Raw genomic sequence first — 12517 nt, 5'->3', positions numbered from 1 at the left:
CTTACACCCCCATGAACGCTGGCAGGGGGCGCAGGAAGATACCAAGCACGACCTGCACCAGATACCAGACGACGCCGGTTGCGATGCCCGCGACGACGATCATCGTGATCCAGCGGCGTTCGCCGAGGATAACGGAGCCCATGACAAGGAAGCCGACGGTGGCGATGATGAACCCGGCGGGGCGCAGGAGCAGGGCGTAGGCGACCATGAGGCCGAGGAGCAGGCCCGCCTGTCCGAGTTTGAATTCCTTGAGCTGGCGGTAGACGATGACGGAGGGGTTTTCCTCGCGCGGCTTGTCGGATTTTTCGAGACCCAGCACGATGATCAGACCGACGATGATGCCCATGACGCTCAGCACCTTGGGGAAGGTCGAGGGCCAGATGGGGTTGCGCCGCATGAAGGGGGCAAGGCTGCCATCCATGGTGAACCACGCGGCGTAGCCGTAGGCGGCGAAGATGCCCAAAAGGATCAGTCCGATCCAGCGGTCGAGTGCCATGATGTCCCCCCGATTGATCTGTCCCCGCGGGGACAACCCTGATTTCATTGAAGAAAAGGGCTAATTTAACTTAATCTTAACGGATTTTGCCCGTTTGGGCAGGCGTGGGACCATCCGAGCCCCACACCCAAGTCCGATCAGATCAGAGGAAGCCGAGCTTCTTCATCAGGTCGCCGATGACCTGTTCCTGATCTTCGAGGAAGGCTTTGAACTCGTCCCCGTTGTTGTGGATGTTGACCCAGCCGTTGCGTGCACGCACGGTTTCCCACTCGGGGGTGTCGTACATCTTGGCAAGCGCATCCTGGTACATCGCCAGCTTGTCTTCGGGCAGGCCCGGAGCGCCGAAGAAACCACGCCAGTTCACGAACTCGGTGTCGATCCCTTGCTCTTTCATGGTCATGGCATCGGGGGCCGCGTCCACACGCTCGGGTGCTGTCACGCCGATGATTTTGACCTCGCCTGCATTGGCCAGATCAACTGCTTCGGAGAAGCCGGTGGAGAGCGCTGCGATTTCGCCGGACAGGAGTGCCGCCATGGCTTTACCGCCCGCGTCATAGGGGATGTACTTCACGCCCAGCGCGTCCTTGCCCGCAGCTTCCATCACCATGGCCGCCACGAGGTGGTCCATGCCGCCGGGGACGGAGCCGCCGCCGATGGCGGTGCTGTTGGGGTCCGCGTCATAGGCGGCCAGCAGGTCTTCCATCGAGTTGATTGGGCTGTCTTTGCCCACGACCATGGCCGCGTAGTCACCGATGGTGCCAGCGACCAGCGTCAGGTCGCGGAAGTTGTGCGGGAACACGCCTGTGAGAGAGCGGATCACGATGGGGGTCGAGTTGACCATCAGCGTGCCGTGGTTGCTGTCGGCGTTTTCGATCAGGTAGCCGATGGCCTTGCCGCCGCCGCCACCCGACATGTTTTCAAAGGATGCGGTGCCCACGAGGCCCGCATTTGTCAGCGCCTCACCGGTGCCGCGTGCGGTGCCGTCCCAACCGCCACCGGCGCCGCCGGGGATCAGGAAGTGGATGCTGTCGACGACCTGGTGGCCGTCTGCGAATGCTGTGCCGCCCAGGCCAAATGCCATAGCTGCGCCAAGCAGGGCCCTGCGGCCCATTGCCAATGTTTTCATTGGTGTCCTCCCATTTGACTTCGCACGATTTCGCGCGAATGCTGCCGTCAAAACATGCGAACCTGACATAAACCTGTCATGGCATCGCAGCTTGGGCGGATCGGATGAAATACCTGCTGATCGAGGACAATGCCGAACTTGCGGGGGCGCTGTGTACCCGGATGCGTCTAGATGGGCATGTGATTGACCATGCGCGTACATTATCTGAAGGATCGGACTTTTTGAGCGTCGGGGAGTACGATCTGATCTTGCTGGACATCATGCTGCCCGATGGTGACGGGCGCGCCTTTCTGGAGCGCCACCGCGCGCAGGAAGGGGACACTCCGGTCATCGTGCTGACCGCGCGGTCGGAGGTGTCGGACCGGGTGAGTATGCTGGATCTGGGGGCTGATGACTATCTCACCAAGCCGTTTGATCATGCCGAGTTGCAGGCGCGCTGTCGGGCTGTTTTGCGCCGCAGGACCGGGTCGGCGCAGACGGTCATTCGGCGTGGCGATGCGGCGTTGGATCCGGTGGCGTCTGTTCTGACCATTGGAGAGGCCGAGGTGACCTTGCGCAATAGGGAGCTGCGGCTCTTGGAGTTGTTCATGAATGCGCCGGGCCAGATCTTTTCCAAGGACAAGCTGGTGGATCGGTTGTTTTCCTATGACGGGACGGTGACCGAAAACGCGATCGAGGTGTATGTGGGGCGGCTGCGCAAGCATCTGGAGCCATCGAGCCTGACCATTTCGACCCATCGGGGTTTGGGGTACCGGTTGGATGAGGGGTAGGGCGACATCCCTGCGCCGTCGGCTGACCTGGACCTTGATCGGTGGGGCGGCGGTGTTGGCGGTGCTGTTCTACCTGGTCGTCCGCACCTACGCCCAACAGATCGCGCAGCAGGGGCAGGACCGGATTCTCGAGGCGTCGCTGACCTCGCTTATGGATGCCGCCGTGGTGCGCGAGGGGCAGGTGGAGGTGGACGTTCCTTATGCCGCCTTTGCCATGTTGGACACGGCGGCTGATGATCGGGTGTTTTATGCCATCCATCAGGGCGCGGAGTTGCTGACTGGGTACGATGGCCTGGTCGACGGGCCGTTTGTTGCGATGGCCCGCCCTGCATTCGATACGGTTGGATTTGCGGGAATTGATGTGAGGCTGGCACAGCTGACGCGGGTGCTGCCCGCGAGCCCGGCGCCTGTGATGCTGACCGTGAGTGTGGCACAGACGCGCGACAGTCTGGCTGGTACGCTTTGGGCGATTTCTGTCAACGCCGCGCTGTTCGGCGGGGCGTTTTTTGTGTTGGCTGCGGGGATGGCGCTGTGGACGTCGCGGTCCACCATGCGGCCGCTGAGCCAGATGGCGGAGGCTGTGGCGCGGCGGGGGCCGAGGGACTTGCGACCCGTGGTGAGGGCGGTGCCGACCGAATTGTCGCCGCTTGTGACGTCCCTCAATTCCCTGATGACACGGCTGAGTGCGTCGCTGACGCAGTCGGAAACCTTTATTGCCGAGGCGGCGCACCGGGTGCGGACGCCGCTTGCCACCGTGCGCACCCATGCAGAGGCGACGCTGATGCGGGTGGATCGGGACGAGAACCGGGCTGCTTTGCGGTCCATGATACGCGCCATCGACGAAAGCAGCCGCGCAGCTGGGCAGCTTTTGGATCATGCCATGGTTACGTTTCGCGGCGATCAGATGGAGCGGAGCGCGGTCGATCTGGTTGGGATTTGCCGCGAGTTGGTGGATCGGCTGACCCCGGTGGCCGAGATGAAGGATCTGGAACTGGTATTGCGGGCCGACGGACCCGTCGTTGTGCAGGCCGATCCGATCCTGATCCAGAATGCCGTGCGCAACCTGATCGACAACGCGCTGAAGTATTCGCCGCCTGAAGGTGCCGTGCGGATCGAGGTGCAGGCTGATCCGGTCGCAGTCATTGTCTGTGACGAAGGCGCAGGATTTCCGGAGGCTCAGATAGCAGAGCTGTCGCAGCGCTTTCAGCGCGGGGCAAATGCGGGTGATACGGTCGGGTCTGGATTGGGCCTGACCATTGCACAGGATGTGGCTGAAGCGCATGGCGGGCGGTTGGAGTTGGTGAATGTGGACAGGGGCGGGGCGTGCGCAACTTTATATTTGTGATCGCTTGGCTTTGGGCCAGTGCCCTCTCCGCCGCAGAGTTGGAGGATCGCCAGATCTTCCAAGGCGAAGGTGCTTTGACGCTGCGTGTCTTGTCGAGCACGGATACCGACATTTTTGCACCAATCCTTGAGGGGTTCATGGCGCGCAATCCGACCGTGTCGGTCGACTATGCCGTGGCGGCATCGGCGGACATTGTAACTCTGATTGCGGAGTGTCCCGATTGCTTTGATGTCGTGATTTCGAGCGCAATGGATTTGCAATTGAAGCTCGCCAACGACGGGCTTGCGCGGCGGTTACCTGGTCTGGTCCGCACCGGTGGAACTCAATGGCGGCAAAGCGTGTTCGGCTTCACGCAGGAGCCAGCGACGATCGTGGTCAACCGTGCCGCTTTTGCCGGGCGTGACATGCCCACGACGCGACAGGCGTTGATCGAGATTTTGAGGGCCGAGCCAGATCATTTCCGTGGGCGACTTGGCACCTATGATGTGCGTCTTTCCGGGCTCGGATATTTGTACGCCACGCAGGATGCCCGTACGTCCGAGACCTTTTGGCGGTTGATGGAAGTGTTTGGAAACCTAAATGCGCAGCTTTATTGCTGTTCCGGTGACATGATCGACGATCTGGCGTCGGGCGAATTGTACGTCGCGTACAACGTCTTGGGCAGCTACACCCAGACCCGGCCCGAGACGCTGGACAAGCTGGCCATCATCACGCCGGAGGATTTCGCAACGACGATGATGCGGACTGCGTTGGTTCTGGATACAACGGATGTGGGAGAGACGGCCGAGGCTTTGGTGCGCTATCTTACCTCCGGCGCATGGGCGATGCAGGAACGCCCGGGTTTTCCCTTGCCTTCCATTGACCCGGCGGATGCCCAAGCGTTGGATGTCGTCAGCCTGGATCCCGGTCTGCTGGTCTACCTGGACCGGTTGAAGCGGGCGCTGTTTCTGGAGGCGTGGGGGTCGGCGTTGCTGCGCTAGGTTGTTTCGACGCAGTGACGGCGGAAGGCGCGTTTGAGCATGTCCAGCTCTTCGCGCAGAAGGGCCACTTCGCCGCGGATATCGTCGCCCAAAGCCTCGCCTGCGATCAGGGTGAAGTCGCCCAGCTTTTCGTCGTCGGTCGCGTCCGTGATGACAAAGACCTGAACGCCATCGGCAATAGCCTCGGCCGGGACGGGGATTTGCAGCAGCCACTGGCTGTCTTCCCCCTGCTCGGTGACTTGCACGTCGGGCACGTCCTTATCGAGATGCGTCACCTTGATCTGCGGCACCCCGGTGCCATTCTGCTGGATCACGCCTTGCCAGATCCCGTGGCGCATCTTGGTCGGAGTGAGGGTCAGTGTGCTCATGCTTTCCCTTTCATCACAGCGCGGCGCGCGGGCGGCGCGAGAAGGTCAGATCGCGCAGCGTGACCTGGTTCATTTCCGGCCCTTCAAAGATCAGGTCGATCCAGGCTCGTTCAACCCGTTTCTCATTCAGTTTCGAATAGGCGAGGTCGAATTCGACGGTCACGTCCTGTTCGTTCAGCGGCAATTCACGGACAATTTGCTCGGTGTTCGGTCCATGCCGGACGTTGAGCCTTGCAAAGATTTCCAGCGGTTTTTCCATCTCGACAATCGTGTTCATGCCGACCAGGTGATTTTTGGTGAGCCCGCTGACGGCATCTTCGGGCAGATCCACGACGAGCGACAGGAATGACCCGTCAAACTTGAACACGTCGAGCCGGACGCCATAAGGCGCAAGGTCCTCTTCCCTCAGGTTCCGCAACTGGCGAAGGGTCAACTCGCTGAATTCACAATCGTGGAACAGAGTAACCTCATTGCCCAGCATTGATTTCGTTTGGACCGACGACATGCCGGGTGTTTTGAGCGATCCGCGCCACAGCTCGGGCCGCCAAAACCAATCGGCATTGTGTGGGCGCGGAAAGGCGGTGGACCCGATCGCCGGTAGGGCAAGCCGTTCGTCGGCCCGGTGGATCAGCCGATCAAGGTGGCTGCGCAACAGTCGCGCAGCAGAGCGCAGGCCGCGCAATTCGGAAAGCTTTGTTTCATCCGCGTTGCGCGCAGCGCGTGCCCAGCGTCGCATCGTTCGCTTGTGCGCGAGCCTGTCGATGAATGAAGTACGCTTGCCTGCCATGTGCCCCTGCGCCGGTTCAGTGTGCCGGTGCGTTATCTATGCCAAAGGTTTCACTCAAATAAACCCGCGAGAAAGCCGCCACGCGCCTGTTTGGGCGGTTGCGTTGCAGAATTGTCTTGGGGTGACACGGCGGCCACGATGGATTGTTCCTGGGTCCGCTCCAGAATTTGCTTCAGAAGGTTTGGTGCCCCTTGGTCAAGCTCTGTACTGTTTGCACCTTCATAGGCCGTCAGACCAAGCACCAGATTTCCGACGCGTGCAGCACCACGCCAGTAGGTGTCACGCATGTCCGCGCCGGGTGGTGTACCTTTGACTTGTACAAGAGCCAGGGTGCCATCGTCCGAGCGTTGCAGCACGGTTTCCGAGGCGTTTTCGAAACCGGACGTACTGATCCGCGCTGCGTCTTCGACTTCGACCGTGGTTGCAGTGATCACTGCAAGCGGCGCTTCGGTCGTCAACTGTCCACCGAGGGTGTCGCAGCGCGCCATGATGGCAAAACTGCGTTGAAGGCTGCGCTTGTCGACGCAGAAACCCGGCGGAGGCATCAGTTTGATCACGCCGCCGCCAAGTTGTGCATTGCTCAAGGCATGGTTCTGCCCGGTCCCGCCCAGATCGAATGCTCCGAAGTCCTCGCATGCCGCGAGGCCAAGTAACAGCGTGCCGAGCAGAACCCCCTTAGAGGTCCCAGTACTCATGCCGTTCCGCCTTTGCGCCGGGATGCGTGACCGCGCCTTTGTAAGTCTCACCCACAAGCTGCGCGTATTTCCACAGCGCGCCCGAGGCATAGATGTTTTCGCGGGGGCCGGACCAGTTGGCTTTACGCTCGGCCAGTTCCTCGTCCGTCAGGTCGACGTTGATCGTGCCTTCGATCGCGTTGATCGTGATCACGTCACCATCTTTCAGCAGGGCAATGGGGCCGCCATGGGCTGCTTCGGGGCCGACATGGCCGATGCAGAAGCCGCGTGTCGCGCCGGAGAAGCGGCCGTCGGTGATCAGCGCCACCTTCTTGCCCATGCCTTGGCCGGACAGGGCCGCCGTGGTCGCCAGCATTTCACGCATACCGGGGCCACCCGAGGGCCCTTCGTTGCGGATGACGAACACGTCGCCTTCTTCGTAGGTGCGGTTCTGGACTGCCTCGAAGGCGTCCTGTTCGCATTCGAAGACGCGGGCCGGACCGGTGAAGATCTGGTGCTGCGCTTCCATGCCAGCGACTTTAACGATGGCACCTTCAGGGGCGACATTGCCCTTGAGGCCCACGACGCCGCCCGTCTTGGTGATCGGGGTTTCGATGGGGTAGATCACGCGGCCATCCGCTTCGAGGCTGATTTTGTCCAGTTCCTCGCCGATGGAGTTGCCGGTGGCGGTGATGCAATCCTCGTGGATCAGGCCTGCCTTGCGCAGTTCCTTCATCACCACATAGATGCCGCCCGCCTCGTACATGTCCTTGGCCACGTATTGGCCGCCGGGTTTCAGGTCGACGAAATAGGGTGTGTCGCGGAAGATTTCGCAGACGTCGTCGAGGTAGAAGTCGATCCCGGCCTCGTGCGCCATGGCGGGCAGGTGCAGACCGGCGTTGGTGGAGCCGCCGGTGCAGGCCACGACGCGGGCTGCGTTTTCGAACGCTTCGCGGGTGCAGATGTCACGCGCGCGGATGTTCTTTTCGATCAGTCGCATGACTGCGGCGCCGGACGCTTCGGCGTATTGGTCGCGGCTCTCGTAGGGTGCGGGGGCACCGGCAGAGTTGGGCAAGGCAAGGCCGATGGCTTCCGACACGCAAGCCATGGTGTTGGCGGTGAACTGGCCGCCGCACGCACCGGCGGAGGGGCAGGCCACGCGCTCAAGGATGTCGAGCTCGGCCTCGGTCATCGCGCCGCTTTGCTGCTGGCCAACGGCTTCGAACATGTCCTGAACGGTCAGATCGCGGTTGGCGTAGGCTTCGGGTACCTTGGCACCTACGGGCGCGCGGCCCGGCAGGATCGACCCGCCATAAAGGAAGACGGAGGGCACGTTCAGACGGATCATCGCCATCATCATGCCGGGCAGGGACTTGTCGCAGCCGGCAAGGCCGACGATGGCGTCATAGCAGTGGCCGCGCATGGTCAGCTCGACCGTGTCGGCGATGGCCTCGCGCGAGGCCAGCGACGAGCGCATGCCCTCGTGCCCCATCGCGATCCCGTCGGTGACGGTGATGGTGGTGAATTCGCGGGGGGTGCCGCTCGCAGATTTCACACCCATCTTCACCGATTGCGCCTGACGGTTCAGCGCGATGTTGCAGGGGGCGGCCTCGTTCCAGCAGGTGGCGACGCCGACGAGAGGCTGGTGAATCTCTTCCTCCGTCATGCCCATGGCGTAATAGTAGGACCGGTGCGGCGCGCGTGCGGGCCCTTCGGTCACGTGCCGGCTGGGTAGCTTGGACTTGTCGAACTTGCCTTTGAGCATCTGGCGTCTCCCCCGAAAAAGCGTCTGGACTGCAATAGCCATTGGCCCGCCCTGCTGCAAGCGCCCGCGGTTGTAATAGGTGGGGGCTGGCACTAGGTTTTGCGGACGGGTCGCGCCCGGTTGTTTTTCCAACCGTTTGGACAGGGGGGCGTCCCATCAGGACGTGCCATGGATTCCACCATCTTCGCTTTCATCTGGAAGCATTCCAAGCGTGATCAGTTGATGTTGCTGGGACTGACGATTGTCACGTTCCCGTTTCTCTATGCCACGCTGGAATTGCCCAAGCGGATCATCAACGACGCCATTGGTGCGACTGATGACATGATGAATGTCTTTGGTCTGGAGCTGACGCAGATCCAGTTCCTGTTGGCCCTGTGCTTTGGCTATCTCGGGGCCGTGCTGGCCCATGGCCTGCTGAAGATGCGCCTGAACACGATGAAGGGTGTCACGGCCGAGCGCCTGCTGCGCCGCTTCCGCTTTCAGTTGATCAGCCGAATGCTGCGGTTTCCGCGCAGCTACTTCCGGTCGACAAGCCAGGGCGAGCTGGTCAGCATGGTCACGTCCGAAGCCGAGCCGATGGGTGGGTTGATGGGCGACATGGTGGCCCAGCCCGTGTTCCAGGCGGGCCAGATGCTCATCATCGTCGTGTTTCTGTTCCTGCAATCGGTGTGGTTTGGGTTGGCCGGCATCGCGCTGATCCCGCTGCAGGCGTGGATCATCCCGATGCTGCAGCGCCAGATCAACTTGTTGAACAAGGAGCGTATCCGCCAGATCCGGTCCTTCTCGTCCGAGATTGGCGAGAGTGCGGCGGGCATTTCGGATCTGCGCACCAATGGCGGCCTGCGCTACCGACTGGCGCAGTTTACGGACAGGCTGAGCAAGCTGTTCGAGGTGCGGTTTCAGATCTACCAGAAAAAGTTCTTTATGAAGTTTTTGAACAACTTCATCACGCAGCTCACGCCGTTCTTTTTCTACTCGGTCGGTGGGGTGCTGGCCATTCGCGGTGACATCACCGTCGGCGCGCTTGTGGCGGCCATTGCGGCCTACAAGGATCTATCGAGCCCGTGGAAGGAACTGCTGACCTACTATAACCAGACGCAGGACATGTCCCTGCGGTGGGAGATTGTGACGGATCGCTTTGCGCCGCGCGACATGATCGATGAAAGCCTGTTCGAGGGGGAGCCGGAGGTCATTCCGCATCTGCAGGGTGATATCGTTCTGAACGACGTGACCGTGCGCAATGCCGAAAACACGCCAGTGCTCGAGCGTATCGACCTGACGATCCCCAAGGGCGCGCGGGTTGCCATTCAGGTCAAGAACCAGACCGAGCGGACGGCCTTGGCAGAGTTGCTGGTGCGTGAGGTTTTGCCGACACGGGGGTCCATCACCATTGCAGGGCACGACCTGTCGACCCTGCACCAGGAGGTCGTGTCGGCCCGCATCGGATACGCTCAATCCCGTCCGTATCTGTTTGACGGAACGTTGGGCACCAACCTTTTGATGCCTTTGATGACACGGCCGAATACGGTGCCTTGGGGTCAAGGCCGCAAAGACCGGTACATGACCGAGGCAATGCGGTCCGGCAACAGTCCGGACCGGGTCGATACCGAGTGGGTCGATCCCGCGCTGGCCGGTCTGGGCACCGAGGACGAGGTGCGCGCGTGGTGGTTTGCGCTGGTCGAGGCGATGGGGATCGACGAGTTCATGTTCCGCCGGATGCTGGTCAGCCGCATGGACCCGCAGCAGCACCCCGAGCTTGCCAAGGCCATCGTCGCCTTGCGCCCCATCGTTGAGGAGCGCCTGCGCGAGCAAGGGTTGCAGGACGCCGTCTACCGTTTCGATCCGGAGGAGTTCAATCCGGCCGTGCCTTTGGGTGGCAACCTGCTTTTTGCGGCACCCTCACGCGATATTTCGCAACAGGGACTGGCGCGGGATGAACGGTTCATCAATCTGGTGTTTGAACACGGGCTGGCGGAACAGGGGATCGCCATCTCGCAAACCCTGATCGAGACGCTGCACCAGACCTTTGGCCGTGACGGCACAAGCCATCCGCTGTTCACCGCGCTCAACATCGAGGAAGAGATGTATGAGCAGCTGGTCGATATTTCCTCGCGTCGCCGCGACCGTGGGGACGTGGCGCTGACCGATGACGAGTTTGCGCTGCTTCTGACCGTGCCTTTCGCCTTTACGGCCGAACAGATCGGCCCTGCGTTCCCCGAGAGCTTCAAGAACGAGATTGTACAGATCCGCAAGACCAGTGGGGCCGCACTGCGCGAGCAGACGCAGGGGTTCTTTATCCCCATTGCGCCGGAAACCTACCTGCCGCGCCTGACTCTGGTCGAAAACATCCTGTATGGCCGGATTTCGATGTTTGCCGGAGCCAAGGAGGAAGTGATCGAGGATCTCGTGGCCGATGTCGTCAAGGAGCATGACCTGCGCCGTCAGGTGGCCGAGACGGTGTTCGACATTCGCACTGGTCTAGGCGGGACGAACCTGCCCACGATCTTTCACGAGCGCGCTGCGTTTTCCCGGGCAGGGATCAAGCGGCCGGACATCCTCGTGCTGGATCGCGCGCTTGCCAGTCACGGCAGCGAAGAACGCCGCAAGACCCGCGAGGCGCTGCGCGAGTTGCTGCCCGAATCCACGCTGATTTTCCTGGAAGAGAACTTCAACAACCCCGACGCCTACGACCTGTTTGTAGAGATCACGGATGGGCGGATTGACGGTGTACAAACGCATGAAGAAGACGACGAGGAAGCGGATGATCTGAGCCGCAAACTCCGCGTGATTTCGCGGGCTGATCTGTTTTCCGGCGTGACCAGCCGCAATCAGCGCCTGCTGGCCTTTGCCGCGCAGTGGTATACTGCCCAGCCGGGTCAACGCATCTTCTCAATGGATGAGAAGCCGGACGCGGCCTATCTGTGCGTCAAGGGCAGCGCGATCCTGAGCTATGACGGTGACAATGGCGAAGATCGGCACGTATCGGTCATTGAGCCCGGTCGATTGATTGGCGACCTGGCCATTATCCTGAACGAGCCGCGGCAATTGCATCTGACCGCACTGACCGAAGTGACATTCCTTCGCATCGGTGCTGCTGAATTCCGCGCTGTGCTTGAAGAAGACGCCACGGTGCTGCGCAGCCTTCTGAACACTGTGGCCAGCCATCTGACCGGTGCTGCCGAGTTGTTGCGTCAGGCCAATGTGCAGATCCCGCAGGACGAGGGGCCGCCACCGCCGCCATTGGATCGCTGATGGGTGTGCTCAGCTTCGACTACCGTCCGCATGCCCTTTTGATCGATCCGGCGCGCGATCGGGCGCAGCTTTGGCGGCTGGGCCTTGGGATCGTGCTGGTCGCCGGTTTCTTTCTGGTGCTCAGCAACCTTGTCTTTGGCACCATCCTTGGTTTGCTTGAACCGGAAACGGCGAACGCCGTCCTGCGAGACGCGCAAACCGGGCAGACTGCTGGTGGGATGCTCTTGCTGCTGTTTCAGCTGGGTCTTCTGGCTGTTGCGGCCTCGATGGTTGTGATCATGGTGCACAAGCGGCGGCCCGCCACCCTGATCGGCCCTGTTGGGCTGGCGGTGCGTCAGTTCGGGGCCGTGCTGTTCATGATGGTGCTGCTCACGGCCGCCCTGTGGCTTTTGCCGCCCTATGACACGGGCGGGGGGACGCTGACGCTGAACATGCCCGTGGGTCGTTGGCTGCTTTTGCTGCCTATCGCCATCGTTGCGGTGCTGGTGCAGATCGGGGCGGAGGAGATCGTGTTTCGCGGCTACCTGCAGCAACAACTCGCCGCGCGGTTCCGGTCACCGCTGATCTGGATGATCCTGCCCGCGGTTCTGTTCGGTGCTGGTCACTACCTGCCGGAAAGCGCGGGCAGCAATGCCATGACCATTGCCGTCTGGGCGACGGTGTTTGGCATCCTGATGGCCGACCTGACGGCCCGCTCCGGCACCCTTGGCCCGGCCATGGCTGTGCATTTCGCGAACAACATTTCGGCCATGGTTCTGACCGCCACGCCGGACGAGATGTCGGGCCTTGCACTCTACGTTCTGCCGTTCGGAATGGCGGACGAAGCGGCCATGGCGGCGTGGCTGCCGGTGGACTTCGGTTTCATGCTGGTAAGCTGGTTGGCTGCGCGCCTTGCCATCCGCGCTTGATTGCAATTGGCGCTGCCCCGGATTAACTGATGCAAAGAACGGCAGC

General features: G+C 61.6%; 11 protein-coding genes. 5 read left to right on the top strand and 6 right to left on the bottom strand.

What is annotated here, in order from left to right; all coding sequences use genetic code 11:
- Window position 1: 1 nt before the first annotated feature.
- Window positions 2-496: a tripartite tricarboxylate transporter TctB family protein gene (locus tag KUV51_RS09960; protein WP_222521485.1), complete on the bottom strand. Its 495-nt coding sequence runs from the start codon at window positions 494-496 to the stop codon at window positions 2-4.
- A 142-nt stretch (window positions 497-638) separates the two neighbouring features.
- Window positions 639-1622, bottom strand: coding sequence for a Bug family tripartite tricarboxylate transporter substrate binding protein (locus tag KUV51_RS09955; RefSeq protein WP_222521484.1), 984 nt, complete (start codon window positions 1620-1622; stop codon window positions 639-641).
- A gap of 104 nt (window positions 1623-1726) precedes the next feature.
- Between KUV51_RS09955 and KUV51_RS09950 the strand changes: the two genes are divergently transcribed.
- Genes KUV51_RS09950 through KUV51_RS09940 form a run of 3 tightly spaced genes read left to right on the top strand, consistent with a single transcriptional unit; the run spans window position 1727 to window position 4717 of the window.
- Window positions 1727-2392: a response regulator transcription factor gene (locus KUV51_RS09950; protein ID WP_222521483.1), complete on the top strand. Its 666-nt coding sequence runs from the start codon at window positions 1727-1729 to the stop codon at window positions 2390-2392.
- Entirely contained in the window at window positions 2382-3737 is a 1356-nt protein-coding gene (locus KUV51_RS09945) for a sensor histidine kinase (protein WP_222521482.1), read from the top strand. Before KUV51_RS09950 ends, KUV51_RS09945 begins: the two co-directional genes overlap by 11 nt.
- Complete coding sequence (locus KUV51_RS09940; protein ID WP_315898812.1) at window positions 3734-4717, top strand: substrate-binding domain-containing protein; 984 nt, start codon at window positions 3734-3736, stop codon at window positions 4715-4717. Before KUV51_RS09945 ends, KUV51_RS09940 begins: the two co-directional genes overlap by 4 nt.
- On the opposite strand, the gene KUV51_RS09935 is transcribed toward KUV51_RS09940, so the two are convergent.
- The 4 genes from KUV51_RS09935 to ilvD are packed head-to-tail and all read right to left on the bottom strand — an operon-like array spanning window position 4714 to window position 8311.
- Window positions 4714-5085, bottom strand: a complete 372-nt coding sequence (locus KUV51_RS09935; protein ID WP_222521481.1) for a hypothetical protein — start codon at window positions 5083-5085, stop codon at window positions 4714-4716. The two genes, KUV51_RS09940 and KUV51_RS09935, sit on opposite strands and share 4 nt — an antisense overlap.
- A gap of 13 nt (window positions 5086-5098) precedes the next feature.
- Window positions 5099-5872, bottom strand: coding sequence for a DUF6478 family protein (locus KUV51_RS09930; RefSeq protein WP_222521480.1), 774 nt, complete (start codon window positions 5870-5872; stop codon window positions 5099-5101).
- A 50-nt stretch (window positions 5873-5922) separates the two neighbouring features.
- The gene (locus KUV51_RS09925) at window positions 5923-6567 is read right to left on the bottom strand and encodes a hypothetical protein (RefSeq protein ID WP_222521479.1); all 645 of its coding nucleotides are present in this window, start codon (window positions 6565-6567) and stop codon (window positions 5923-5925) included.
- Window positions 6548-8311 (bottom strand): dihydroxy-acid dehydratase, encoded by a 1764-nt coding sequence (ilvD, locus tag KUV51_RS09920; RefSeq protein WP_222521478.1) that lies wholly within the window; start codon window positions 8309-8311, stop codon window positions 6548-6550. Before ilvD ends, KUV51_RS09925 begins: the two co-directional genes overlap by 20 nt.
- A gap of 168 nt (window positions 8312-8479) precedes the next feature.
- Between ilvD and KUV51_RS09915 the strand changes: the two genes are divergently transcribed.
- Window positions 8480-11563 (top strand): ABC transporter transmembrane domain-containing protein, encoded by a 3084-nt coding sequence (locus tag KUV51_RS09915; RefSeq protein WP_222521477.1) that lies wholly within the window; start codon window positions 8480-8482, stop codon window positions 11561-11563.
- Window positions 11563-12471, top strand: a complete 909-nt coding sequence (locus tag KUV51_RS09910) for a CPBP family intramembrane glutamic endopeptidase (RefSeq protein ID WP_222521476.1) — start codon at window positions 11563-11565, stop codon at window positions 12469-12471. Before KUV51_RS09915 ends, KUV51_RS09910 begins: the two co-directional genes overlap by 1 nt.
- The last annotated feature ends 46 nt before the right edge of the window (window positions 12472-12517 follow it).

Source organism: Tateyamaria omphalii, from assembly GCF_019802125.1.
Lineage (GTDB): Bacteria > Pseudomonadota > Alphaproteobacteria > Rhodobacterales > Rhodobacteraceae > Tateyamaria > Tateyamaria omphalii_B.
Note: the sequence above shows the minus strand (reverse complement) of the source record. Positions and strands in the feature narration are given on the sequence as shown.